At 43.4% G+C, this 21,777-nt stretch carries 35 protein-coding genes and 1 pseudogene; 33 read left to right on the top strand and 3 right to left on the bottom strand.

The features are described 5' to 3' along the window. Positions 1–51: 51 nt before the first annotated feature. On the bottom strand, positions 52–366 hold the full coding sequence (gene gatC, locus ACP7AE_RS07150) for an Asp-tRNA(Asn)/Glu-tRNA(Gln) amidotransferase subunit GatC (RefSeq protein ID WP_045446594.1): 315 nt from the start codon (positions 364–366) through the stop codon (positions 52–54). Positions 367–1,000: 634 nt separating this feature from the next. Here gatC and ACP7AE_RS07145 point away from each other — a divergent pair. The 33 genes from ACP7AE_RS07145 (at position 1,001) to rplQ (ending at position 20,875) form a co-directional block, all read left to right on the top strand. After that, a complete protein-coding gene (locus tag ACP7AE_RS07145; RefSeq protein WP_201540449.1) occupies positions 1,001–2,038 on the top strand; it encodes a rod shape-determining protein in 1,038 nt (345 codons plus the stop codon). A 189-nt stretch (positions 2,039–2,227) separates the two neighbouring features. Then, positions 2,228–3,088 (top strand): rod shape-determining protein MreC, encoded by an 861-nt coding sequence (gene mreC, locus ACP7AE_RS07140; RefSeq protein WP_426242162.1) that lies wholly within the window; start codon positions 2,228–2,230, stop codon positions 3,086–3,088. Between the two features lie 161 nt (positions 3,089–3,249). Next, the gene (gene mreD / locus ACP7AE_RS07135) at positions 3,250–3,735 is read left to right on the top strand and encodes a rod shape-determining protein MreD (protein ID WP_045446600.1); all 486 of its coding nucleotides are present in this window, start codon (positions 3,250–3,252) and stop codon (positions 3,733–3,735) included. Positions 3,736–3,866: 131 nt separating this feature from the next. Further along, positions 3,867–4,532 carry a Maf family protein gene (locus tag ACP7AE_RS07130; protein ID WP_270895616.1) on the top strand — a complete coding sequence of 222 codons (666 nt, stop codon included), beginning with the start codon at positions 3,867–3,869 and terminating at the stop codon, positions 4,530–4,532. A gap of 178 nt (positions 4,533–4,710) precedes the next feature. Beyond that, a complete protein-coding gene (locus tag ACP7AE_RS07125; protein ID WP_201603771.1) occupies positions 4,711–6,321 on the top strand; it encodes an Rne/Rng family ribonuclease in 1,611 nt (536 codons plus the stop codon). Between the two features lie 441 nt (positions 6,322–6,762). Continuing rightward, positions 6,763–7,074 (top strand): 30S ribosomal protein S10, encoded by a 312-nt coding sequence (rpsJ, locus tag ACP7AE_RS07120; protein ID WP_010196670.1) that lies wholly within the window; start codon positions 6,763–6,765, stop codon positions 7,072–7,074. 48 nt (positions 7,075–7,122) lie between these two features. After that, positions 7,123–7,761: a 50S ribosomal protein L3 gene (gene rplC / locus ACP7AE_RS07115; protein WP_055125271.1), complete on the top strand. Its 639-nt coding sequence runs from the start codon at positions 7,123–7,125 to the stop codon at positions 7,759–7,761. Between the two features lie 14 nt (positions 7,762–7,775). Beyond that, positions 7,776–8,378: a 50S ribosomal protein L4 gene (rplD, locus tag ACP7AE_RS07110; protein ID WP_045446611.1), complete on the top strand. Its 603-nt coding sequence runs from the start codon at positions 7,776–7,778 to the stop codon at positions 8,376–8,378. Beyond that, on the top strand, positions 8,375–8,725 hold the full coding sequence (gene rplW, locus ACP7AE_RS07105; protein WP_010196677.1) for a 50S ribosomal protein L23: 351 nt from the start codon (positions 8,375–8,377) through the stop codon (positions 8,723–8,725). Before rplD ends, rplW begins: the two co-directional genes overlap by 4 nt. 11 nt (positions 8,726–8,736) lie before the next feature. After that, the gene (gene rplB, locus ACP7AE_RS07100) at positions 8,737–9,564 is read left to right on the top strand and encodes a 50S ribosomal protein L2 (protein WP_055125272.1); all 828 of its coding nucleotides are present in this window, start codon (positions 8,737–8,739) and stop codon (positions 9,562–9,564) included. 12 nt (positions 9,565–9,576) lie between these two features. Continuing rightward, positions 9,577–9,852: a 30S ribosomal protein S19 gene (gene rpsS, locus ACP7AE_RS07095; protein ID WP_010196682.1), complete on the top strand. Its 276-nt coding sequence runs from the start codon at positions 9,577–9,579 to the stop codon at positions 9,850–9,852. A 10-nt stretch (positions 9,853–9,862) separates the two neighbouring features. Beyond that, positions 9,863–10,192, top strand: a complete 330-nt coding sequence (gene rplV, locus ACP7AE_RS07090) for a 50S ribosomal protein L22 (RefSeq protein ID WP_045446615.1) — start codon at positions 9,863–9,865, stop codon at positions 10,190–10,192. A 3-nt stretch (positions 10,193–10,195) separates the two neighbouring features. After that, a complete protein-coding gene (gene rpsC, locus ACP7AE_RS07085) occupies positions 10,196–10,924 on the top strand; it encodes a 30S ribosomal protein S3 (protein WP_045446618.1) in 729 nt (242 codons plus the stop codon). Positions 10,925–10,927: 3 nt separating this feature from the next. Further along, positions 10,928–11,341, top strand: a complete 414-nt coding sequence (gene rplP, locus ACP7AE_RS07080) for a 50S ribosomal protein L16 (RefSeq protein WP_055125273.1) — start codon at positions 10,928–10,930, stop codon at positions 11,339–11,341. Further along, a complete protein-coding gene (gene rpmC, locus ACP7AE_RS07075) occupies positions 11,341–11,538 on the top strand; it encodes a 50S ribosomal protein L29 (protein WP_011279794.1) in 198 nt (65 codons plus the stop codon). The genes rplP and rpmC overlap by 1 nt, the downstream gene beginning before the upstream one ends. Beyond that, on the top strand, positions 11,535–11,807 hold the full coding sequence (rpsQ, locus tag ACP7AE_RS07070) for a 30S ribosomal protein S17 (protein ID WP_045446623.1): 273 nt from the start codon (positions 11,535–11,537) through the stop codon (positions 11,805–11,807). The genes rpmC and rpsQ overlap by 4 nt, the downstream gene beginning before the upstream one ends. Before the next feature lie 181 nt (positions 11,808–11,988). Further along, the gene (rplN, locus tag ACP7AE_RS07065; RefSeq protein WP_010196702.1) at positions 11,989–12,357 is read left to right on the top strand and encodes a 50S ribosomal protein L14; all 369 of its coding nucleotides are present in this window, start codon (positions 11,989–11,991) and stop codon (positions 12,355–12,357) included. 8 nt (positions 12,358–12,365) lie between these two features. Beyond that, positions 12,366–12,683 carry a 50S ribosomal protein L24 gene (gene rplX / locus ACP7AE_RS07060; RefSeq protein WP_045446626.1) on the top strand — a complete coding sequence of 106 codons (318 nt, stop codon included), beginning with the start codon at positions 12,366–12,368 and terminating at the stop codon, positions 12,681–12,683. A gap of 21 nt (positions 12,684–12,704) precedes the next feature. Beyond that, complete coding sequence (gene rplE / locus ACP7AE_RS07055; RefSeq protein WP_011512858.1) at positions 12,705–13,241, top strand: 50S ribosomal protein L5; 537 nt, start codon at positions 12,705–12,707, stop codon at positions 13,239–13,241. A gap of 12 nt (positions 13,242–13,253) precedes the next feature. Beyond that, complete coding sequence (rpsN, locus tag ACP7AE_RS07050) at positions 13,254–13,559, top strand: 30S ribosomal protein S14 (RefSeq protein WP_021813378.1); 306 nt, start codon at positions 13,254–13,256, stop codon at positions 13,557–13,559. A gap of 11 nt (positions 13,560–13,570) precedes the next feature. Continuing rightward, complete coding sequence (rpsH, locus tag ACP7AE_RS07045; protein ID WP_045446631.1) at positions 13,571–13,969, top strand: 30S ribosomal protein S8; 399 nt, start codon at positions 13,571–13,573, stop codon at positions 13,967–13,969. A 175-nt stretch (positions 13,970–14,144) separates the two neighbouring features. After that, complete coding sequence (gene rplF, locus ACP7AE_RS07040) at positions 14,145–14,678, top strand: 50S ribosomal protein L6 (protein WP_045446634.1); 534 nt, start codon at positions 14,145–14,147, stop codon at positions 14,676–14,678. 11 nt (positions 14,679–14,689) lie between these two features. Beyond that, the gene (gene rplR, locus ACP7AE_RS07035; protein ID WP_021813381.1) at positions 14,690–15,040 is read left to right on the top strand and encodes a 50S ribosomal protein L18; all 351 of its coding nucleotides are present in this window, start codon (positions 14,690–14,692) and stop codon (positions 15,038–15,040) included. A 2-nt stretch (positions 15,041–15,042) separates the two neighbouring features. Further along, complete coding sequence (gene rpsE / locus ACP7AE_RS07030) at positions 15,043–15,558, top strand: 30S ribosomal protein S5 (RefSeq protein WP_010196711.1); 516 nt, start codon at positions 15,043–15,045, stop codon at positions 15,556–15,558. A 20-nt stretch (positions 15,559–15,578) separates the two neighbouring features. Next, positions 15,579–15,758, top strand: coding sequence for a 50S ribosomal protein L30 (rpmD, locus tag ACP7AE_RS07025; protein WP_201540379.1), 180 nt, complete (start codon positions 15,579–15,581; stop codon positions 15,756–15,758). Further along, positions 15,758–16,198 carry a 50S ribosomal protein L15 gene (rplO, locus tag ACP7AE_RS07020; RefSeq protein ID WP_045446637.1) on the top strand — a complete coding sequence of 147 codons (441 nt, stop codon included), beginning with the start codon at positions 15,758–15,760 and terminating at the stop codon, positions 16,196–16,198. The genes rpmD and rplO overlap by 1 nt, the downstream gene beginning before the upstream one ends. Positions 16,199–16,217: 19 nt before the next feature. Beyond that, positions 16,218–17,549, top strand: coding sequence for a preprotein translocase subunit SecY (gene secY / locus ACP7AE_RS07015; RefSeq protein WP_426242339.1), 1,332 nt, complete (start codon positions 16,218–16,220; stop codon positions 17,547–17,549). A gap of 32 nt (positions 17,550–17,581) precedes the next feature. Then, positions 17,582–17,698 (top strand): 50S ribosomal protein L36, encoded by a 117-nt coding sequence (gene rpmJ / locus ACP7AE_RS07010; protein ID WP_010196721.1) that lies wholly within the window; start codon positions 17,582–17,584, stop codon positions 17,696–17,698. A 253-nt stretch (positions 17,699–17,951) separates the two neighbouring features. Then, complete coding sequence (gene rpsM, locus ACP7AE_RS07005; RefSeq protein WP_021813384.1) at positions 17,952–18,308, top strand: 30S ribosomal protein S13; 357 nt, start codon at positions 17,952–17,954, stop codon at positions 18,306–18,308. 20 nt (positions 18,309–18,328) lie between these two features. Then, positions 18,329–18,718: a 30S ribosomal protein S11 gene (gene rpsK, locus ACP7AE_RS07000; RefSeq protein ID WP_045454458.1), complete on the top strand. Its 390-nt coding sequence runs from the start codon at positions 18,329–18,331 to the stop codon at positions 18,716–18,718. A gap of 48 nt (positions 18,719–18,766) precedes the next feature. After that, complete coding sequence (gene rpsD / locus ACP7AE_RS06995) at positions 18,767–19,408, top strand: 30S ribosomal protein S4 (protein ID WP_010196731.1); 642 nt, start codon at positions 18,767–18,769, stop codon at positions 19,406–19,408. Positions 19,409–19,488: 80 nt separating this feature from the next. Next, complete coding sequence (locus ACP7AE_RS06990) at positions 19,489–20,496, top strand: DNA-directed RNA polymerase subunit alpha (RefSeq protein ID WP_426242158.1); 1,008 nt, start codon at positions 19,489–19,491, stop codon at positions 20,494–20,496. A 19-nt stretch (positions 20,497–20,515) separates the two neighbouring features. Next, positions 20,516–20,875 carry a 50S ribosomal protein L17 gene (gene rplQ, locus ACP7AE_RS06985; protein ID WP_021813387.1) on the top strand — a complete coding sequence of 120 codons (360 nt, stop codon included), beginning with the start codon at positions 20,516–20,518 and terminating at the stop codon, positions 20,873–20,875. Between the two features lie 78 nt (positions 20,876–20,953). On the opposite strand, the gene ACP7AE_RS06980 is transcribed toward rplQ, so the two are convergent. Together ACP7AE_RS06980 and ACP7AE_RS06975 are read right to left on the bottom strand one after the other, a co-directional pair. Beyond that, positions 20,954–21,574 (bottom strand): L-threonylcarbamoyladenylate synthase, encoded by a 621-nt coding sequence (locus ACP7AE_RS06980; RefSeq protein ID WP_201540378.1) that lies wholly within the window; start codon positions 21,572–21,574, stop codon positions 20,954–20,956. 98 nt (positions 21,575–21,672) lie between these two features. Next, positions 21,673–21,777: pseudogene (locus ACP7AE_RS06975) on the bottom strand (IS5/IS1182 family transposase); the annotation flags it as partial.

Below are 21,777 nucleotides of genomic sequence, written 5' to 3'. Positions count from 1 at the left end.
AATGTGAATAGCATAAAGTAAAATAGAGTAGCGGTTAAAGCAGCGCGCTGCTTATTCAATCACTTGTGGAACCAAATATAAGCCATCTTCAACAGCTGGGGCGACTGACTGATTGCGCGCGCGGTTGATATCGTGTTTGGCCACATCAGCCCGCAATTCTTGGCAAGCTTCATGAATGTTTGCTAAGGGTTTGATGCCTGTAGTATCCACGTTAGATAGCGTATTCATAAGTTTTAATACTTTACTAATATCGTCGGCATAGCTATCGGCTGTGCTTTCATCGACACCCAAACGTGCAAGGTTGGCAACTTCTAGGATTTCTTCACGGCTGACGTTGCTGTCAGACGTTGCTGGTTGCTGTGACATAGTTTCTCCAGTGAAGGACAGTTTTTGTTAGAGTAGAATGCGGCTAAAATAGGCAAGCATTAGATATAGATAATTATTAACACAAACTAAAACAAGGGGTTTATCTTAAGATGTATATATAGTGGCTTTATTATAAAGCATCTGGCTTAAGTTTACAGAGCATGACGCTTGATTGATGCACAATATCAACCAAGATGGCATGATTTGCAAAATTGACCGTATAATTCACGATTGATTCTCAATTGCTTACCCATTACGTTCTGAAATACGTTACAGTATGCACCTGTGCTGCTAAGCAAAATTATCATTTGCCTGTAGAGCCTTGTTAGTTATTGAATTAAATGATGTTTCATTAAGTCGAATGGTGTTTACTGCTATTTTAAACTTTGTAACAACTTTTAGCGTTTAAGACCAAAATCCTGACTTACTGATGCAAATATCTGTGTTTTTTTTGAGCCAAATCGGTATAATTTAGCTCAGTTTTTCCATTGCATCATTATTGCTTAGGTTTGACTTGTTGCGAGGTTCAAATTTCGCCATAAGTGATGTCTAACGACGACCTGCTCAACGCTGACGAGTAACGCCTCAGTCAATCTCAGTCAATCTCATTCGCCTCATTTGTAATACGCTGGAAATATTAGTCATGAACCTGTTTGGATTTTTATCAAATAATATCGCTATCGACCTCGGTACTGCGAACACTCTCATTTTTATTCCTAATAAAGGCGTCGTGCTTGACGAGCCTACGGTGGTTGCGTTACGAAGTAATCGTACACAAAACCCTACCGTTGCGGCTGTTGGTATTGATGCCAAGCAGATGCTTGGTCGTACACCTGCCAATATTACAGCGATTCGCCCATTAAAAGACGGCGTGATTGCTGACTTTGAAGTGACGCAAAAAATGCTCAAGCATTTCATCATGAAGGTAAAAGCCAAGCGTTTTATGGCGCAGCCTAACGTGGTGGTTTGTGTGCCTTGTAAGTCTACTCTGGTTGAGCGTAAAGCGATTCGTGAAGCGGTATCTTCGGCAGGTGCGAGTAAAGTACTATTGTTAGAAGAACCAATGGCGGCAGCGATTGGCGCAGGCTTGCCAGTTCATGAAGCCAGCGGTTCGATGGTGGTTGATATTGGTGGCGGCACGACGGAGATAGCCGTTATCGCTTTATCTGGTTGCGTTTATGCTGAGTCGATTCGTATCGGTGGCGATATGTTTGATGACGCGATTATCACCCACGTACGCCGTACCCATGGTTGCGTGATTGGTGAGACGACAGCTGAGCGTATCAAGCATGAAGTTGGCTCTGCTTTGAATGAAGACAGTCAGTTAGAAGTCGAAGTTCGCGGTCGTAGCATGGCAGAAGGCGTGCCAAAAACCTTTACTGTCAACTCAGAAGAAGTACAAAAAGCTCTGAGTGATCCGCTGAGCGGTATCGTTAGCGCGGTGAAAGCTGCACTTGAGCAGACGCCACCTGAGCTGTCATCAGACATCGCAGAGCGTGGTATTGTCTTGACGGGCGGCGGTGCGCTGTTACGTGATTTGGACAAATTGATTTCAAGAGAGACAGGTCTACCTGTGACCGTTGCCGAAGATCCGCTGACTTGCGTTAGCCGCGGCGGTGGTATTGCACTTGATTTTATCAATAACAAAAGCTTGAACATGATTTTTGTTTAGATTACTTTAGTTAAGCACTGCGGTATTGATAAATCATCTTCGTCGTGCTTGATGATAGCTTGCGTAAAAATAGTGGGTTAAAACAGTATAAAATTAAAGGTAGCCAGTTGCGCTGCCTTTAATTGCATTAATCAACTAGAACCCAATACTGGCTACTGCTTATTTTATAACTCCTGAGTTAGACGACTTATGACCCCAAGTATTTTTGCGCGCCAGCCGTTAGCACTTCGTAAGACTGCCATTGTATTAATAGCAGCTCTAATACTGATGTGGTTCGATAGCAAAAATTCAGAATGGTTTAATCCAGTACGTAGTACCAGTCATGCCGCGATGCAGCCTATTTATGAGCTATCACTGTTACCGAGTTATGCCAAGCATTGGGCAGGTGGCAGCTTACAGTCTAAAGAAGCGCTGCGCCGCGAAAACATGCAATTGAAGTCTCAGCTTATCCATGCGCAAGCCAAGTTGCAGCAGCAAGATTATATTTTGGCACAAAATGCGCGCCTGCAAGGTATTTTATCAACGACAAAGCCTGAACAATTTGATCTTAATTTGGCACAGGTAATCGGTACAGACACCAATTTACTCAGACAAATCGTGGTGCTCAATAAAGGCGTTCAAGACGGGGTTCAAGTTGGACAGACAGTGATTGATGAGGACGGTATTTTAGGGCAGATTATTAATGTCTATCCCAATACCAGTCGCCTACTATTGATGACTGATGAGCAGCAATCGGTTGCAGTTACAGTCAAGCGCACAGGTCAACGCGCTATCGTGACAGGGCAAGGGATACCAACCTCATTAAGCCTTGACTATGTATTCAAAACCTCAGACGTGCGTGTGGGTGATGAGCTGGTGTCATCAGGATTGGGTGGGCGTATTCCAGCAGGGTATCGTGTCGGGCGTATAGCCCATGTTAAAGATACTCAAGCCGATAACTTTAGAAGTATAGAAGTGACCCCAGCGGCGAACTTTATCGATAATGCATATGTATTAGTTCTGCAAGATAAGCTGGTGAATAAAAATAATATGACTCTTAATGACCGTTAAGAAGTTAGGCGCTCAATACGTAAGCACCAATCAGATAATGGCTGGCATCTATTTATTAACTGGTCTGTTTGTTGATACATTTTCAGCCATGGTTTTTACCCCATCAATGCCCACTCATGCTTTAACAGCAGCCATCAATACATTCGTTAAGGTAAGTACCCATGTCGTATCCTGATTCTGAGAATGCAACGGTACTACTGATTGCTACCATCATTCTAAGTTTTGTTATTGCGTCATCGCTTAATGTCTATCCGTTAAGTCCTAGTATGGCTACCTTACGCCCTATGGTCATGATCATGGTGCTGATTTTTTGGTTGTTATTTCAGCCACGCTATGTTGGTATTTTTACAGCATTTACCATCGGTCTCATTGCTGACTTACTCATGGATACCCATTTGGGACAGCAAGCCTTTGCCGCCGTGGCAGTCGCCTTCTTCATAAAAATAACCAGTATTTATATTAGGCAACTAAATACCATCAGTGCATGGTTATTAGCGAGCTTAGGATTGGTTGTTTTTCAATTATGTTTATGGATATTGCAGATGTTTATCCAGAATGTCTTTGTCGCACAATCTGCCTTATCACTGTTGATGAGTATCATCAGCTGGCCATTGGTACTACTGGCTTTACGTAAATTTGCGTCATAAGAAAAATTCTGCTGATAGCCAATAAAATTGTAGCGCTGGTGTTTATTATTCATGGCTAACTAATGTTAATGCACTAACAGGCAGCAATTTTCGGTAGTAGGCAGATAAATTCAGATATAAAGAGAGTAGCGATGGATATTATTTTAGCTTCTGGTTCGCCGCGCCGTCGTGAGCTGTTAGAAAGAGCACAACTAGAATTTAGCACATTGAGTGTAGATATTGATGAAACACAGCATGATGATGAGTCACCTACAGACTATATCGAGCGCATGGTCGCTACTAAAGCTGAGGCTGCCATACAGCAACTAGCATCACGCTTGAAAACGGATAAAAGCTGTTTTTCGGACTCACTGATCATTCTAACGTCTGATACCATCGGTGTGCTGGCAGATGGTCAAACAGTGCTGGTCAAGCCAGTCGATCGTGAGCACGCTTATAGCATGTGGCAACAGATGTCTGATAATGTCCATGAAGTATGGACAGCGGTTCAAGCAACTTATGTATCATTATCTTCTAAAGCGGTCAACAGCACAACTCATGAGCCAGTATTTCAAATCATTAATCAGCAACAAATCACTGAGCGTACCGAAGTGACCTTTATAGCGCTCACTGCAGAGATGATGAGTAACTATTGGGAAAGTGGTGAGCCTGCTGATAAAGCGGGTGGTTATGGTATACAAGGTCTGGGTGCTATTTGGGTCAGCCGTATCAATGGTAGCTATACCAATGTCGTGGGTTTACCACTTCCACAAACGCTGGCGTTAATTCAAAACGTCACAGATATTAGTATCAAGTAAAATACGAGACAGAACCTGATGGAGATTATTGGTCTCTCAGAGATTGGTTGTCACTCTAACCTGCTGCACATAATAACACGCGAGAGTAATGGGCGAGAGCCAGCTGCATTTGTTACACTATAAAGATAATAGACGATGAACGTCTAACAAGAAAGCTGAGAGATAAGAGAAAAACATTATGTCCGAAGAGCTGCTGATTAATATTAGTCCAATGGAATCCCGTGTCGCAGTTTTAGACAATGGCATCTTGGGCGAAATTTATATTGAACGTCATCATAAATTGGGTCTGGTCGGCAATATCTATCTGGGTACAGTCGTACGCGTTTTACCTGGTATGCAGGCAGCATTTGTTGATATCGGGCAGTCGCGGACAGCATTTTTACATGTCAATGATATGCAGCGTGAGCCGCGTCCAGTAGCAGAAAATAAAAGTAAAGCGGCTGACAATAGCGATAAAAACTCGGATAGCAATATAGAAGATGCTGTGGTAGAAAATAGTACTGATAACTTGGCTGTCACGCCACCGGTGATTAGTATACAAAATACCGAAGTCATCCCTGTGTCTAAAACGTTGATTCAACATCGCTTGCATGAAAGCCAACGTATTTTAGTGCAAGTGACCAAAGATCAGTTGGGCAGTAAAGGCGCTCGCTTGACCACCAATATATCCTTGCCATCTCGCTATTTAGTGTATCTGCCCTCAAGCGAACACATTGGTATCTCTCAGCGCATTGATGGCGAAGAAGAGCGCACTCGTCTGAAGACTGAGCTTAGTAGCCTGATGCAAACGGTCAATCTAAAAGGCGGTCTCATCGCTCGTACCGCTGCTGAACGTGTCCCTGTCGATAAGCTTGAAGAAGACATTTATTATCTATTGCAACTGTGGCGTACCATCTGCGCGCGTCGCCAAGAGATGAAACAACATCAAAGTTCTGAGCTTATTTATCAAGAGCTATCATTACCGCTGCGCTCTATCCGTGATTTGGTACACGCGGATACCGAGAAAGTCATCATTGATAATGCACAAATTTACGCACAAGTCAGATCCTTTGCCAAAGAGTTTGTGCCTTTTGTCTATGACCGCATTGTACATTATACCGCTGAGCCATCCTTGTTTGATGTCCATCGTGTCGAAGATGATTTGCGTGATGCTTTAAAACGCCGCGTAGATTTGAAATCAGGTGGCTATCTCATTATCGACCAAACAGAAGCGATGACCACAATCGATGTCAATACGGGATCATTCGTAGGCGGGCGTTCGTTAGAAGATACGGTTTATAAAACCAATCTTGAGGCAACTCATGCAATCGCCCGTCAGCTGCGTTTGCGTAATCTAGGCGGTATTATCATCCTAGACTTTATTGACATGCTTGAACAGCAGCATAAAGATGATGTGTTAGAGAGTCTGCAATCACAGCTAGTACAAGACTATGCCAAAACTAAGATTACTCAGGTCAGTGAGCTTGGGTTAGTAGAGATGACGCGTAAACGTACGCGTGAGTCGCTCGGACAGCAGCTATGTGAGCCGTGCTCGACCTGTCAAGGACGCGGCTTTGTCAAAACGGCTGAGACAGTGTGCTTTGAGATATTCCGTGAAATCATGCGTTGTGCTCGTACTTATAACTCTCCCAAGAAATTTACGGTCGTTGCTCATGCCGCAGTCATTGACTTACTTCTCACTTCAGAGTCAGACACGGTGGCAGATTTAGAGTATTTACTTGGTAGAGTGATTACCTTTGATGTCGAAAATCTCTATACTCAAGAGCAATATGACATTGTTTTGGATTGATGTTTCATAGCTTTAGATTAACAGTGCATAGTTATTGATTCATATAAGCGTGATTATTAAGCACAGATACTGTTGTTTACATATTACTGTTTATAAAAGGTAATATCCTAAGTCGCTACAGATATTACCCTTGCAATGACTGAAATACTATGTATAATATACACCACTGAATTATATATGCGCCGCCAATCAAACAGCGGGCGCTATGACAGCTAGAGCATCGTTTCTAGCACTATTTCATTATGCCTTTGCTGACATCCTATAATGGAAGGGTCGGCGGGGCTTTAAACTATTTTGCTTTTGGCACGCTACAAGTTCGGATAAAGAACTCATTCTGGTTAAGAACAGAAGGCCGCTTTAAGTGAATATTTAACCAAACGGCTTTTGATCATATCTTTGCAAAGCAAAAATGACAAAAGCACATATTAGGAGCTTGCTGGCATGGCTAACCAGAGAATCCGTATCCGTCTTAAGTCTTTTGATCATCGTCTGATTGATCAATCTGCACAAGAGATTGTCGATACTGCAAAGCGCACCGGTGCGCAAGTTTGTGGTCCTGTACCGTTGCCGACTCGCATTGAGCGCTTCAACGTTCTAACTTCACCACACGTAAACAAAGACGCTCGTGATCAGTACGAAATCCGTACTCATAAGCGTATGGTTGACATCGTTCAACCTACCGACAAAACTGTGGATGCGCTAATGAAGCTTGACTTGGCGGCGGGTGTTGACGTTCAAATTGCTTTGGGTTAATGCACATAAACACCCAACCCATTAATATAAGATATAAAGAGGTCTAAAATGGCGATCGGTTTAGTCGGTAAAAAATGCGGCATGACCCGTGTCTTCACTGAAGCAGGCGCATCTATCCCTGTAACAGTGGTTGAGATCAGTGCTAATCGCATTACTCAAGTAAAAAATACTGATGTAGATGGCTATCAAGCCATCCAAGTTACCACAGGTACCCGTCGTGACAGCCGCGTAGCAGCAGCTCAAAAAGGTCACTTCGCTAAAGCTGGCGTTGCCGCTGGTCGTGGTGTTTGGGAATTTCGTGCCAATGATAGCGATCTTGAAGGTCGTGAAATTGGTGGTGAGATCCTAGCTGACTTGTTCGAACAAGGTCAGATGGTTGATGTCACAGGTAACAGTAAAGGTAAAGGCTTTCAAGGCGGCGTGAAGCGTCACAACTTCAGCATGCAAGATGCCACTCATGGTAACTCAGTATCTCACCGTGCCATTGGTTCAACTGGTCAAAACCAGTCACCAGGTAAAGTCTTCAAAGGCAAAAAAATGCCAGGTCAGATGGGTAACAAACGCGTTACCGTTCAGGGCCTAGAAGTGATATCGGTTGATGTTGAAAAAGGGTTACTTGTCATCAAGGGTGCTATCCCAGGTGCCACCGGTGGCGATGTCATCGTACGTCCGTCAGTCAAAGCCTAAGCAAGGGGATTAACGTGGATTTAAAAACAGTTACAGGGGCGGCAGTTGAGCTTTCTGATACGGCTTTCGGTCGTGAATTCAACGAAGCACTAGTGCATCAAGTCGTCACCGCATATCTTGCTGGTGCTCGTCAAGGTACACGCGCTCAAAAAACCCGTGCCGAAGTTTCTGGTGGTGGCATTAAGCCATGGCGCCAAAAAGGTACTGGTCGCGCTCGTGCAGGTTCTATTCGTAGCCCAATCTGGCGTGGGGGCGGTCGTGCATTCGCGGCTAAACCACAAGATTGGTCACAGAAAGTTAACCGTAAAATGTATCGCGGTGCTATGCAGTGTATCCTAGCCGAATTGATTCGCCAAGAGCGTTTGATTTTGGTCGAAGAGCTAAGCGTTTCTGGACCTAAGACTAAAGAGTTGATTGCAAAGTTAGGTGAGTTAAATGCATCACGTGCATTAATCGTCACTAAAGAAGTTGACGAAAACTTATACTTAGCTGCTCGCAACATCCCACATGTCAATGTACTTGATACAAGTGAAGTGGATCCAGTGAGCTTGATCGCTTTTGATAAAGTGATCATGACAGTCGAAGCTGCGAAACAATTTGAGGAAGCACTAGCATGAATAACGCAAGACTTTATCAGATCCTAAGAGGACCTGTATTCTCAGAGAAATCTCAAATGCTTGGCGACTCACTTGGTGTGCAGGTATTTAAAATTGACTCTAACGCTACTAAGCTTGAAGTCAAAAAAGCGGTTGAGATGATGTTTGAAGGTGTTGAAGTTTTAAAAGTAAACACTTTGAATGTTAAAGGTAAGACAAAGCGTTTTGGTAAAAGTATCGGCCGTCGTAATGACTACAAAAAAGCCTACGTTACCTTAAAAGCTGGTCAAGATGTACAAATGGCTGATGCTGGTGAAGAGGTCGCGAATACGACTGCTTCTACTAGTGAAACAGCGAACAACGAATAAGGATTACACTCATGCCTATCGTAAAAGCAAAGCCAACATCACCAGGCCGTCGTTTTGTTGAAAAAGTGGTGCATCCACACCTTTATAAAGGTCGTCCGTTTGCAGCGCTTCTCGAATCAAAAAGTAAAACTGGTGGTCGTAACAATAATGGTCGCATAACGACTCGTCATATTGGCGGTGGTCATAAGCAGCATTATCGTATTATCGATTTCAAACGTACTAAAGACAATATCCCAGCCACGGTAGAGCGTATTGAATACGATCCTAACCGTACTGCGCACATTGCTTTACTTAAGTACGCTGATGGCGAACGTCGCTATATCATTGCTGCTAAAAAACAAGCAGTTGGCGATACAGTAATGTCAGGTGAGCTATCACCAATTCGTCCAGGTAACTGTTTACCGCTGAAAAATATCCCATTGGGTACTGTGATCCATAATATCGAACTTAAAATCGGTAAAGGCGCACAGATGGCTCGTTCTGCGGGTGCTAGCGTTCAGTTGTTAGGTCGTGAAGGTATTTATGCTATTCTACGTATGCGCTCTGGCGAAACACGCCGTGTACACGTGAACTGCCGTGCCGTTATTGGTGAAGTTTCTAACACTGAAAACAACTTGAAATCACTTGGTAAAGCCGGTGCTTCACGTTGGCGTGGTGTTCGTCCTTCTGTTCGTGGTGTTGCTATGAACCCGGTTGATCACCCACATGGTGGTGGTGAAGGTCGTAATAAAGGTCGCCATCCAACCAGCCCTTGGGGTCAGAAGTCTAAAGGACTTAAAACGCGTAGTAATAAGCGTACTGACAATATGATCATCCGCCGTCGCGCCAAGAAGAAATAAAGGAAGAATTTCATGCCTCGTTCATTGAAAAAAGGTCCATTCATAGACGCGCATTTGTTTGCCAAAGTTGAGAATGCATTAGACACCAACTCACGCAAGCCAATTAAGACTTGGTCGCGCCGCTCGATGATCCTACCACAAATGGTTGGCTTAACCTTGTCTGTTCACAATGGCCGTACTCATGTACCGGTTATCGTGAGTGAACAGATGGTTGGTCATAAACTAGGTGAATTTGCCCCGACTCGTACGTATCGTGGTCATGGCATTGACAAAAAAGCTAAGAGATAAGGTGCTTACCATGGAAGTAACTGCAAAATTACGCGGTGCCGCCATATCGGCACAAAAAGTTAGACTCGTTGCCGATGAAGTTCGTGGCAAATCTATCGAGCGTGCTTTGGATATCCTAACGTATAGTAATAAAAAAGGCGCTGTATTTGTTAAGAAATGTCTTAACTCAGCCATCGCCAATGCCGAACATAACAACGGTCTAGATATTGATACCCTTAAAGTATCAACCATCTACGTTGATGAAGGCATTACGCTAAAACGTATCCTACCACGTGCTAAAGGTCGCGCTGATCGTATCAGTAAGCGTACCTGTCACATCACTATAAAGGTAGGAGAATAAGTTATGGGTCAAAAAGTACATCCAATCGGAATTCGTCTTGGTGTTGTAAAGAAGCATAACGCAAACTGGTATGCTAACCCTAAACAATACTCAGAATACCTAATCAACGACATTCAAGTTCGTGAATATCTGCGCAAAAAACTTGATAGTGCTATGATTAGCAAAATCATGATTGAGCGTCCTACCGGTGCTGCTAAGATTACCATCGCCACTGCGCGTCCTGGTATCGTTATCGGTAAGAAAGGCGAAGACATTGAAAGACTTCAAAAAGAATTGACCAAAATTATGGGCGTACCTGCTCAGGTCAACATTGAAGAAATCACCTCGCCTGATCTTGATGCTCATTTAGTAGCGGAAGGTATCGCAAGTCAGCTTGAGCGTCGTGTTATGTTCCGCCGTGCTATGAAGCGCGCCGTACAGAATAGCATGCGTTCTGGTGCTAAAGGTATTAAAGTTGAGCTGTCTGGCCGTCTTGGCGGTGCTGAGATTGCTCGTACTGAATGGTACCGTGAAGGTCGTGTGCCATTGCATACACTACGCGCTGATATCGACTATTCGTCAGTACGTGCGGAAACTACTTACGGCACCATCGGTGTAAAAGTTTGGATCTTCCGTGGCGAAATCCTTGACGGTATGAACAGTGTATACAATCCCGTTAAAGAAGAGCAGACTCGTGCGCCAAAACGCCGTGGTCGTGGAAACGGAAACCGTCGAAACACAGACAGAGGTTAAACTATGTTACAGCCAAAACGTACCAAGTTTCGTAAAATGCACAAAGGTCGTAACACTGGGCTAGCTCATCGTGGAAGCACCGTTGCATTCGGACAAATTGGTCTAAAATCGTTGACTCGTGGTCGTATGACTGCCCGTCAAATTGAAGCAGCACGTCGTACCATCACTCGTAAAATTAAGCGTGGTGGTAAGATTTGGATTCGTGTATTCCCAGACAAACCAATTACCAATAAACCACTAGAAGTACGTATGGGTAAAGGTAAAGGTCCTGTAGAATATTGGGTATGCGAAATCAAACCTGGTAAAGTGCTATATGAACTCGAAGGGGTTTCAGAAGAACTTGCTCGCGAAGCGTTCACGCTTGCTGCAGCAAAACTGCCCTTTAAAACTACCATTGTTAAGCGGACGATAATGTAATGAAGATCAGTGAATTACGTGATAAATCATTAGAAGAACTGACTCAGTTACTTGATGAAAAGCAACTTGATGCTTTCCGTATTCGTATGGCTAAAGCAACTGGTCAGTTGGGTAATACCCATGAAGTACGTGTTAATCGTCGTGCGATTGCTCAGCTTCAGACTTTGATTAACGAGAAACAACGAGGCGACTCATGAGCGATAACAATCAAACAGCTAATGCTAGCGTATTGACAGGACGAGTTGTCAGTGACAAGATGGACAAGTCCATCACAGTTTTGATTGAGCGTCTGGTTCGTCATCCTTTGTATGGCAAGCAGCTTCGTCGTTCTACAAAAATCAAAGCCCATGATGAGAATAATGTTTGCCAACAAGGCGACCTTGTCCGCATCAAAGAAACGCGTCCAATCTCTAAAACCAAGTCTTGGACTTTGGTTGAAGTGGTTGAAAAAGTAGAAAAAATCTAAGTAAATTGCATTAAAAGCCAGAAGCTGTTAAAATAGCCGCCTTTTTAAGGGTGCTGATTGCGCCGAGCGTATATCACTCACATTAAGAGTAGCAGCGGTTATTATTATTAAAATGCCGACTACTCATACTGTGCTAGCGGCAGCAACTGGTTTTTATTGCTCATACGTGTGGAGTAACGCTATGATTCAGGTTGAATCGATGCTGGAAGTTGCAGATAATAGCGGTGCAAGACGAGTTCAGTGCATTAAAGTACTGGGTGGCTCTCATCGTCGTTATGCATCAGTTGGCGACATTATTAAAGTAACGGTTAAAGAAGCCATTCCTCGCGGTCGTGTTAAAAAAGGCGACGTGATGAATGCTGTAGTTGTACGCACCAAAAAAGGCGTTCGTCGTCCTGATGGTTCTGTTCTGCGTTTTGACGACAATGCTGCGGTATTGTTGAACCAAAATAAAGCACCGATTGCAACTCGTATTTTTGGACCGGTAACTCGTGAACTACGTGGTGATCAGTTTATGAAAATTGTATCACTAGCACCAGAAGTATTGTGAGGTAATCCATGTCAAAATTACGTAAAGGCGATACAGTTATCGTGATTGCTGGGAAAGACAAAGGCAAGCAAGGTACTGTACAAGCTGTAAAAAATGATCGTATTAAAGTTGAAGGCATTAATATTGTCACTAAACATCAGAAGCCAAATCAGGCAACTGGCGTTGAAGGGGGCATTCTTAAGAAAGAAGCTTTTCTACATATCTCAAATGTCGCAATATTAAATGCGCAAACCCAAAAAGCTGATCGTATTACTTATCAGTTCGGCGAAGACGGCAAGAAACAACGCGTCTATCGTTCGAACGGTGAAGTAGTGGCGACTGCGTAAGACACTAAGGGTGTAATGGTAATGGCAAGATTAAAATCTTTATATAACGAAGAATTAAAGCAGCAAATCAAAGAAGAGCTTGGTTTGGCTAATGTGATGCAAGTGCCTAAAATCACTAAAATCACACTTAACATGGGTGTAGGCGGCGCGTCTCAAGACAAGAAATTGCTTGAAGGTGCAGTAGCTGATATGACTGCTATCGCTGGTCAAAAACCTGTCGTCACCAAAGCGCGTAAATCAGTTGCTGGCTTTAAAATTCGTGAAGAATGGCCAATTGGCTGCAAAGTAACGCTACGCGGTGAGCAAATGTACGAATTTTTAGATCGTCTCATTGCCATTGCAATTCCTCGTATTCGTGATTTCCGCGGTTTTTCACCTAAAGCCTTTGACGGACGTGGTAACTACTCATTGGGTATCAAAGAACAGATCGTATTCCCAGAAGTAGATTTTGACAAGATTGATCGTATCCGCGGTATGGATGTGACAATCACCACGTCAGCTCAATCTGATGAAGAAGGTCGCGCGTTGCTTAAAGCATTCGGCTTCCCATTTAAATAAGGTAAAGACGTTATGGCAAAGAAGAGCATGATTAACCGCGAATTAAAGCGCGAAAAAATGGTTGCTAAGTACGCTGATAAGCGTATCAAGCTAAAAGAAACTATCAGTGATATGACTGCAAGTGACGAAACTCGTATGGAAGCGATGCTAGAGCTACAAGCTCTTCCACGCAATTCATCGCCAGTACGTCTGCGCAATCGTTGTGCTATCACCGGTCGTCCTCACGGTTACTTCCGCAAGTTTGGCTTATCACGCAATATGCTGCGTGAGCGTGTCATGCAAGGCGATGTGCCTGGTGTTCGTAAAGCAAGCTGGTAAGGGGTAACTATATGAGTATGCAAGATACCGTTGGGGATATGCTAACCCGTATTCGTAACGCACAAATGGCTAACAAAGTATCGGTAGCAATGCCGAGCTCTAAATTACGTAAATCAATTGCTGATTTGCTAGTTAGCGAAGGTTATGTGGCGAGCGCTGTTGTTACTGAAGAAGCAAACAATAAAGCAACCCTATCTATCGAATTGAAATACTTCGAAGGCCGCGCTGTCATCGAAACGATTCAACGTTTTAGCCGTCCTGGTTTACGCCAGTTCCGCGGTAAAGACGCTATCCCTACTGTTAAGCAAGGTATGGGTGTTGCTATCGTATCAACTAGCCAAGGCATCATGAGTGATCGTGCTGCACGTGCTGCTGGTATCGGTGGTGAAATCGTCGCATTTGTAGCGTAAGCTACACGACGATAAAGTCTATTTGATGATTGTTAGACTTCTATTGATTGAGTAATAATGAATTATTTCAAATTGATAGGTGTCTAACGCAGTCAACTATGCTAAACTAACACGCTTTTTAGCCTGTTAGTTTTTTCGCTAATATAAAGAAGTTAATTTTTTAAGGAATATTCCTATGTCTCGTGTGGCTAAAGCCCCAGTGACACTGCCAAACGGCGTAAGTGTTACTTTGAACGATCGGCAGGTCGAAGTGAAAGGCAAGAACGGCATTTTGTCTTTACGCCTGCATGAATTGGTCGAGCTGAAACAGGAAGATGATGCGATCATTTTCTCACCTACAGTCGATTCAAAAGAAGCTATGATGCACACTGGCACCATGCGCGCTCTTGTTAACAACTATGTTAAAGGCGTGAATGAAGGCTTTGAAAAGCGTCTTCAGTTAATTGGTGTTGGTTATCGCGCACAAGTTGCTGGTAACAAGGTAACTTTGAACGTTGGTTACTCTCATCCAGTAGAATATACGTTGCCTGAAGGTGTGTCAGCTGAAACCCCAACGCAAACTGAAATTGTTTTGAAATCAAACAATAAACAGCAGCTTGGTCAAGCAGCGGCTAATATCCGCGGTTTCCGCCCACCTGAGCCTTATAAAGGTAAAGGTATTCGTTATAGTGACGAGCATGTGATTCGCAAAGAAGCCAAGAAAAAATAAGGTGAGTTGAAATGTTTGATAAAAAAGCAGCTCGTCTGCGTCGAGCTAAGAAAACCCGCGCGCATATCCGTTTCTTAGGCGTTCATCGCTTAACGGTTACTCGCACGCCAAAACATATTTATGCCCAGATTATCTCTCCTACCGGTGGTGAAGTGATTGCTCAGGCATCTACCTTAGACGGCAGCTTGCGCTCAGGCGCGACTGGCAATGCTGATGCAGCAACGTCTGTGGGCCAAATGATCGCAGAACGCGCAAAAGCAGCTGGTATCACTAAAGTTGCCTTTGACCGTAGTGGTTTTAAATATCATGGTCGAGTTAAAGCTTTAGCAGAAGCAGCTCGCGAAAACGGATTGGAGTTTTAATCATGGCTAGAAATGATAAAAATGATAAAAATGAACAGACTGACGGTCTAGTAGAACGCTTAGTTACCGTTGATCGCGTTGCAAAAGTTGTTAAAGGTGGTCGTATTTTCTCTTTCACTGCATTGACTGTAGTGGGCGATGGCAATGGTCGTGTTGGTTTTGGTCGCGGTAAAGCACGTGAAGTGCCAGCTGCTATCCAAAAAGCACTAGAAGCTGCCAAACGTAATATGATTACTGTTGAGCTTAATGATGCAACTTTGTATCATCCGATCAAAGCACGTCATGGTGCTAGTAAAGTTTATATGCAGCCTGCATCTGAAGGTACTGGCGTAATCGCTGGTGGCGCAATGCGTGCTGTATTAGAAGTTGCTGGTGTCAAAGATGTTTTGACTAAATGTTATGGTTCTACCAATACTGCTAACGTTGTTCGCGCAACGTTTAACGGTTTACGTGATATGTCAACTCCAGAGAAGATGGCAGCAAAACGTGGTAAATCTGTAGACGAAATCTTGGGTTAACTTAGACTAGGTGAGTTACGATGAAAAAAATGAAAGTCACTCAATTTAAATCGGGTGCCCATCGCCTAAAGAGCCACAAAGCGAGCTTGAAAGGATTGGGTTTACGCCGTATTAATCATACTGTTGAAGTAGAAGATACACCTTCAAACCGTGGTATGGTCAATCGCGTTAACTACATGGTAAAAGTGGAGGAAGCGTAATGGGTCTTAGATTAAATGAATTATCACCAGGTGTTGGCGCAAAGAAAACTGCCCAACGTCGTGGTCGTGGTATCGGTTCAGGTCTTGGTAAGACTGGTGGTCGTGGTGTAAAGGGTCAGAAATCTCGTTCAGGTTCTAGCATACGCTCAGGATTTGAAGGTGGTCAAATGCCTTTATATCGTCGTCTACCGAAATTTGGTTTTACCAGTAAAATGGCAATGAAGACGGCTGAAGTACGTCTTTCTGAACTAAATAAAATAGATGGCGATGTGGTTAGCCTTGAAACACTTAAAGCTGCTAACCTAATCCGTCACGACATGAAGCGTGCCCGTATTATGTTGTCAGGCGAAGTCACTAAGGCTTATACCTTTAAAGGTATTAAAGTGACTAAAGGCGCTAAGTTAGCAATCGAAGCTGCTGGTGGTAGCATCGAGGAGTAGTAACGTGTCAAAACAATCAATGTCATCGACTGGTATACCGCTCAATCCATTTGCATTCATACGCAAGTATGATGAATTATGGAGGCGTTTATTATTCTTAATCGGCGCATTGGTTGTTTATCGTTTAGGGTCACATATTCCAGTACCGGGTATCAATCCGGTCAACTTGGCTGATCTGTTTTCGCGCAACGAAAATACCATTTTGAGCATGTTTAACATGTTCTCAGGTGGTGCACTAGAGCGTATGTCCATTATGGCGCTCGGCATTATGCCGTATATTTCAGCATCGATTATTGTACAGATGATGTCTGCAGTATTGCCATCGCTTGAAGCCCTCAAAAAAGAAGGCGAAGCGGGACGACGTAAGTTGAACAAGTATACCCGTCAAGGGACACTTGCTTTAGCCCTAGTACAGTCATTAGGAATGTGTGCTGGCTTAATCAGTCAAAATCTTACTTTATCTTCTGGTCTGACCTTTTATATTCCAGCGGTTACCTCATTGGTAGCGGGCGCTATGTTCTTGATGTGGCTTGGTGAGCAGATTACAGAGCGCGGCGTAGGTAATGGTATTTCAATGCTCATTTTTGCGAGTATTGTGGCTGGTACGCCAGGTATGATTTCGCAGTCTATTGAACAGGTCAATCAAGGACAAATGAACTTGATTGTACTGTTTATTTTTGTGCTACTAGGCATCGCGGTTACTGCTGGTATCGTTTATATTGAACGTGCTCAGCGCCGTGTTCCAGTGAACTATGCACAGAAGCAGCAACAAGGTCGCAAAATATATGCTCAGCAGCAGTCACACTTGCCGCTGAAGCTTAACATGGCAGGGGTTATCCCAGCCATTTTTGCCAGCTCGTTGTTGTTGTTTCCAGCAAGTTTAGGGCAGTGGGTCGGTCAATCAACTGATCCTACCCTTACACAAAAGATACTACAGAATATGGCATTGGTGTTGTCTCCAGGACAGCCGCTATATTTGGTTCTGTTTGGCGCGATGATTATTTTCTTCTGTTACTTCTATACGGCATTGGTATTTAGCCCACGTGAAGTAGCTGAAAACCTTAAACGTAGTGGTGCGTATATCCCAGGTATTCGCCCCGGACAACAAACTCAGCGTTACCTAGATCATGTATTAAACCGACTGACCTTTATTGGCGCGATGTATATGACGGTTATTTGTTTAATGCCAATGGTCGTCCAGTCATCGTTTGGTGTGCCGTTTCAACTCGGTGGTACGTCTTTACTGATTATGGTGGTTGTGGTAATGGACTTCATTTCGCAAATCCAAGCGCATTTGATGACCCATCAATATCATGATCAGACGTTAATTCAATCGCCCACTCAACCTTAAATGAGCGGTACGATATCTCAAAGGAGCATGCTATGAAAGTTCAAGCATCAGTTAAAAAGATTTGTGGTAGCTGTAAAGTTGTGCGCCGTAAAGGCCGTGTACATATCATTTGTACAGCAGAACCTCGCCACAAGCAACGTCAAGGTTAATATTTAGTATTATAAAGTCTTAGACTTTTGTTACTATTTCAATTAATACTTGAAAAATGACGGCGGATGGGATATCATCCGCCACTTGCCGTAGTTTATGCAAAAACTTTTATAAGATCGTCAATGAATAGGCTTGTAACCAAGTCAAAGCAGCGATAATAATTATAAAAGCTTTAGTATTGACAGCAACAAATCTGAAAAATAAAGCCTTATTGATAAATAACGCTTATTTTTCTTTAATGGAGAGAAATCAATGGCTCGTATTGCCGGCGTAAACATTCCGGATAATAAGCATGCTGTTATTTCACTAACTTACATCTTTGGTGTAGGTCGTACCACTGCTCAGAAAATCTTAGAAGCAGTTGGCATTGCCCCTACTACTAAAGTTAGTCAGTTAGATGATACACAGTTAGATGCTATCCGTGCACAAGTTGCAAATTACATGACTGAAGGTGATCTTCGTCGTGAAGTGTCAATGAATATCAAGCGTTTAGTTGATCTTGGTTGTTACCGTGGCATCCGTCATCGTCGTAACCTACCAGTTAGAGGTCAGAATACTAAGAACAACGCTCGTACTCGTAAGGGTCCGACACGCCCTCTCAAAAGATAATTAACTTAGGAAGCTAAAAGATGGCTAAAGACACTCGTAGTCGCAAGAAAGTGACTCGTCGTTCAGTATCGGAGGGCATTGCCCATATCCATGCGTCTTTTAATAACACCATTGTTACGATTACCGATCGTCAAGGTAATGCACTGGCTTGGGCCACTTCAGGTGGACAAGGCTTCCGTGGTTCACGTAAATCTACACCATTTGCAGCTCAGGTTGCAGCTGAAGTCGCTGGTAAAGCGGCTCAAGAATATGGTGTTAAGAATATCGACGTTTTGGTCAAAGGACCAGGACCGGGTCGTGAGTCTGCGGTAAGAGCACTAGGTGCATTGGGTTATAAAGTTAACAGCATCTCTGATGTAACCCCAATCCCACACAATGGTTGCCGTGCGCCGAAAAAGCGCCGCGTCTAATATTAAAGACGAAGCTTTTTATTCCAAAAGCTTATAGGAGACATAACAATGGCCCGCTATATTGGACCAAAACTCAAATTATCACGTCGTGAAGGCACGGACTTAGGTCTTAAGTCTGGCGTTAAACCATACGACGTAAAAACGAAAAAAGCTGGTCGTCCACCAGGTCAACACGGTGTAAGCCGTAACAAGACCTCAGAATATGCTTTACAGCTGCGTGAAAAGCAGAAAGTTAAGCGTATCTATGGTGTATTAGAGCGTCAGTTTGCTAATTACTATAAAGAAGCTGCTCGTAAGCGCGGTGCTACTGGTGAAAACCTGTTAGCCATGCTTGAGAGCCGCCTAGATAACGTTGTTTATCGCATGGGCTTTGGCTCAACTCGCGCCGAAGCACGTCAGCTAGTCAGTCATCGTACTGTTATGGTAAAAAAAGCTGGCCGTGATGAGTTTGTTCGTGTGAACATTCCATCAATTCAGTTGCAAGATGGTGATGTCATCGCTATCCAAGAGAAGTCTCGCGAGCAATTACGTATTAAAAACGCAATTGAGCTGGCTACCCAACGTGGTATTCCAGAATGGCTAGATGTTGACCACAGCAAATTACAAGGCACGTTTAAACAAGCGCCTGATCGTATTGATCTACCTGCTGAAATCAACGAAAGCTTGATCGTTGAGCTATACTCTAAGTAATGACGTACTGCTCGATGTCGTAAAAACGGCATTGAGCAATCAACGTTAATTAAACCAGTTTAATAAATCGAGGTGACATCATGACGCTAAATGCAACTGAGTTTCTAACGCCGAATGCCATTAATGTGGATACGGTTAATGAAACGATTGCGAAAGTCACGCTCGAACCGTTAGAACGCGGCTTTGGGCATACCCTTGGTAATGCCTTACGTCGCATCTTGTTATCTTCATTACCTGGTGCTGCAGTCATTGAAGCTGAGATTGATGGTGTTGACCATGAATACTCAACGCTTGAAGGGCTACAAGAAGATGTACTTGACTTGCTTTTGAACCTAAAAGGCTTGGCCATTACGCTTCATGACCAAAATGAAGTATTTTTGACCTTGGATAAACAAGGTCCAGGCACTATTACTGCTGCAGACATCGCGTTACCGCATAATGTAGACATCGTCAATCCAGAATTGGTGTTGGGTACATTGAGTGATCGTGGTCATCTTAAGATGCGTTTGCGTGTAGTAATGGGTCGTGGATATGAGCCAGCAAACCAGCGCCGTGAAGATGGTGATACTAAAGCAATCGGACGTTTAAAGCTTGATGCAAGTTTTAGTCCTGTGCTTCGTGTTGCTTATCAGGTTGAGAACGCTCGTGTAGAGCAGCGTACTGATCTTGATCGTCTTATCATTGAGCTTGAAACTAATGGCACTATAGATCCAGAAGAAGCAATTCGTAAAGCAGCCACTATTTTACAACAACAGATTTCTATCTTTGTTGACCTAGAAGCTGAAGAAGCGCCTGAGCCTGTGAAAGAGAAAGAAGAGGTTGATCCGGTGCTATTACGCCCTGTGGACGATCTTGAACTAACGGTTCGCTCAGCCAACTGCTTGAAAGCTGAAAACATTTACTATATCGGTGATTTGGTACAACGTTCAGAGACTGAACTTCTAAAAACCCCAAATCTTGGTAAGAAATCATTAACGGAAATCAAAGACGTACTAGCGTCTAAAGATTTAGAGCTCGGTATGCGCCTAGATAACTGGCCACCAGCTGACCTTCGTGTTGATGATCGCTTTTCTTATCGTAGCCGTTAAACTTTAAGGATTTTTGACTATGCGCCATCGTAAGAGTGGAGTCAAGCTGGGTCGTACCGGCAGTCATCGTAAGGCAATGTTTCAGAACATGACTAACTCATTATTTGAGCATGAACTGATCAAAACAACTTTACCAAAAGCAAAAGAGTTACGTCGCGTTGCCGAGCCATTAATCACTATGGCTAAAGAAGACAGCGTTGCTAACCGTCGTTTGGCATTTAGCCGTATGCGTAGCAAAGCTATGGTAGGTAAACTATTTGGCACGTTAGGTCCTCGTTACCAAACCCGTCCAGGTGGATATTTGCGTATCGTAAAATGCGGTTACCGTGATGGTGACAATGCGCCAATGGCATATGTAGAATTGGTTGATCGCGACTAATTTTACAATAAGCAAAAGATGTATATAAAAAAGCTCCAATTCAATTGGAGCTTTTTTTGTGTCTGATACTTGAGTCTATTACCGTAGTAGTGAATCTACATCCGCGGCACCTTGTCTGATAATTTCAGGCTGGCTACCAGTCATATCAACAATCGTAGTGAGCTTAGTGGTTTTTATACCTGCATTTATCAAACCGTCAATTTGATTGCCTAATAAATCCTCAATCTCAAAGGGATCATCTAGTATGTCATCACGGTTAGGCAGTATTAATGAGCTGGTTAAGATAGGTTCATCCATGGCCTCTAAAAGCGCTTGCGCAATGGGGTTGCTAGGTACTCGAATACCGATGGTTTTTTTCTTCGCATGTGCCAATTTTTTTGGTACGTCTTTTGTGGCATTGAGGATAAAGGTGATGGGCGCAGGAGTAAATGCTTTGAGCTGTTTAAATTGCATATTGTCCACTGCAGCATAGTTGGCGATTTCGCTTAAGTCACGGCAAAGCAAGGTAAACTGGTGTTTATCATCAAGTTCACGAATTTGTTTGAGCTTATCGAGTGCATCCTTTGCCCCTAAGCGACAACCAAAAGCATAGCTGGTATCGGTAGGGTAGATAATGAGCTGGTCTTTACGTAACAGATCCGCCACTTGCTCAATCAGCCGTGGCTGTGGATTTTCTGGATGAATATAAAATACTTGCATAGCAGTTCCTTATTTTATAGTTATAGGTTTTTAGATGTGAAGTTTTTGACTAAGTAGAACATTTGTGGCGCGTATGCTTCTTTCACTAGGGCGTGTCCCTAATTCAGTTTGCAATGAATCATAGTACAAGCTAGATACAGCATAGACTTATAATTACGAGCCAATTTCTCGTATCTAGTCGCAATACTACGGAAGTGCTTTAG

This window comes from Psychrobacter sp. TWP2-1-2, from assembly GCF_049896785.1.
GTDB lineage: Bacteria > Pseudomonadota > Gammaproteobacteria > Pseudomonadales > Moraxellaceae > Psychrobacter.
Note: the sequence above shows the minus strand (reverse complement) of the source record. Positions and strands in the feature narration are given on the sequence as shown.

Excerpts from the sequence above, each read along its gene's own strand:
- gatC (WP_045446594.1), bottom strand. The coding sequence starts at position 366 with ATGTCACAGCAACCAGCAACGTCTGACAGCAACGTCAGCCGTGAAGAA.
- mreC (WP_426242162.1), top strand. The coding sequence starts at position 2,228 with ATGACCCCAAGTATTTTTGCGCGCCAGCCGTTAGCACTTCGTAAGACT.
- mreD (WP_045446600.1), top strand. The coding sequence starts at position 3,250 with ATGTCGTATCCTGATTCTGAGAATGCAACGGTACTACTGATTGCTACC.
- ACP7AE_RS07130 (WP_270895616.1), top strand. The coding sequence starts at position 3,867 with ATGGATATTATTTTAGCTTCTGGTTCGCCGCGCCGTCGTGAGCTGTTA.
- ACP7AE_RS07125 (WP_201603771.1), top strand. The coding sequence starts at position 4,711 with ATGTCCGAAGAGCTGCTGATTAATATTAGTCCAATGGAATCCCGTGTC.
- rpsJ (WP_010196670.1), top strand. The coding sequence starts at position 6,763 with ATGGCTAACCAGAGAATCCGTATCCGTCTTAAGTCTTTTGATCATCGT.
- rplC (WP_055125271.1), top strand. The coding sequence starts at position 7,123 with ATGGCGATCGGTTTAGTCGGTAAAAAATGCGGCATGACCCGTGTCTTC.
- rplW (WP_010196677.1), top strand. The coding sequence starts at position 8,375 with ATGAATAACGCAAGACTTTATCAGATCCTAAGAGGACCTGTATTCTCA.
- rplB (WP_055125272.1), top strand. The coding sequence starts at position 8,737 with ATGCCTATCGTAAAAGCAAAGCCAACATCACCAGGCCGTCGTTTTGTT.
- rpsS (WP_010196682.1), top strand. The coding sequence starts at position 9,577 with ATGCCTCGTTCATTGAAAAAAGGTCCATTCATAGACGCGCATTTGTTT.
- rplV (WP_045446615.1), top strand. The coding sequence starts at position 9,863 with ATGGAAGTAACTGCAAAATTACGCGGTGCCGCCATATCGGCACAAAAA.
- rpsC (WP_045446618.1), top strand. The coding sequence starts at position 10,196 with ATGGGTCAAAAAGTACATCCAATCGGAATTCGTCTTGGTGTTGTAAAG.
- rplP (WP_055125273.1), top strand. The coding sequence starts at position 10,928 with ATGTTACAGCCAAAACGTACCAAGTTTCGTAAAATGCACAAAGGTCGT.
- rpmC (WP_011279794.1), top strand. The coding sequence starts at position 11,341 with ATGAAGATCAGTGAATTACGTGATAAATCATTAGAAGAACTGACTCAG.
- rpsQ (WP_045446623.1), top strand. The coding sequence starts at position 11,535 with ATGAGCGATAACAATCAAACAGCTAATGCTAGCGTATTGACAGGACGA.
- rplN (WP_010196702.1), top strand. The coding sequence starts at position 11,989 with ATGATTCAGGTTGAATCGATGCTGGAAGTTGCAGATAATAGCGGTGCA.
- rplX (WP_045446626.1), top strand. The coding sequence starts at position 12,366 with ATGTCAAAATTACGTAAAGGCGATACAGTTATCGTGATTGCTGGGAAA.
- rplE (WP_011512858.1), top strand. The coding sequence starts at position 12,705 with ATGGCAAGATTAAAATCTTTATATAACGAAGAATTAAAGCAGCAAATC.
- rpsN (WP_021813378.1), top strand. The coding sequence starts at position 13,254 with ATGGCAAAGAAGAGCATGATTAACCGCGAATTAAAGCGCGAAAAAATG.
- rpsH (WP_045446631.1), top strand. The coding sequence starts at position 13,571 with ATGAGTATGCAAGATACCGTTGGGGATATGCTAACCCGTATTCGTAAC.
- rplF (WP_045446634.1), top strand. The coding sequence starts at position 14,145 with ATGTCTCGTGTGGCTAAAGCCCCAGTGACACTGCCAAACGGCGTAAGT.
- rplR (WP_021813381.1), top strand. The coding sequence starts at position 14,690 with ATGTTTGATAAAAAAGCAGCTCGTCTGCGTCGAGCTAAGAAAACCCGC.
- rpsE (WP_010196711.1), top strand. The coding sequence starts at position 15,043 with ATGGCTAGAAATGATAAAAATGATAAAAATGAACAGACTGACGGTCTA.
- rpmD (WP_201540379.1), top strand. The coding sequence starts at position 15,579 with ATGAAAAAAATGAAAGTCACTCAATTTAAATCGGGTGCCCATCGCCTA.
- rplO (WP_045446637.1), top strand. The coding sequence starts at position 15,758 with ATGGGTCTTAGATTAAATGAATTATCACCAGGTGTTGGCGCAAAGAAA.
- secY (WP_426242339.1), top strand. The coding sequence starts at position 16,218 with ATGTCATCGACTGGTATACCGCTCAATCCATTTGCATTCATACGCAAG.
- rpmJ (WP_010196721.1), top strand. The coding sequence starts at position 17,582 with ATGAAAGTTCAAGCATCAGTTAAAAAGATTTGTGGTAGCTGTAAAGTT.
- rpsM (WP_021813384.1), top strand. The coding sequence starts at position 17,952 with ATGGCTCGTATTGCCGGCGTAAACATTCCGGATAATAAGCATGCTGTT.
- rpsK (WP_045454458.1), top strand. The coding sequence starts at position 18,329 with ATGGCTAAAGACACTCGTAGTCGCAAGAAAGTGACTCGTCGTTCAGTA.
- rpsD (WP_010196731.1), top strand. The coding sequence starts at position 18,767 with ATGGCCCGCTATATTGGACCAAAACTCAAATTATCACGTCGTGAAGGC.
- ACP7AE_RS06990 (WP_426242158.1), top strand. The coding sequence starts at position 19,489 with ATGACGCTAAATGCAACTGAGTTTCTAACGCCGAATGCCATTAATGTG.
- rplQ (WP_021813387.1), top strand. The coding sequence starts at position 20,516 with ATGCGCCATCGTAAGAGTGGAGTCAAGCTGGGTCGTACCGGCAGTCAT.
- ACP7AE_RS06980 (WP_201540378.1), bottom strand. The coding sequence starts at position 21,574 with ATGCAAGTATTTTATATTCATCCAGAAAATCCACAGCCACGGCTGATT.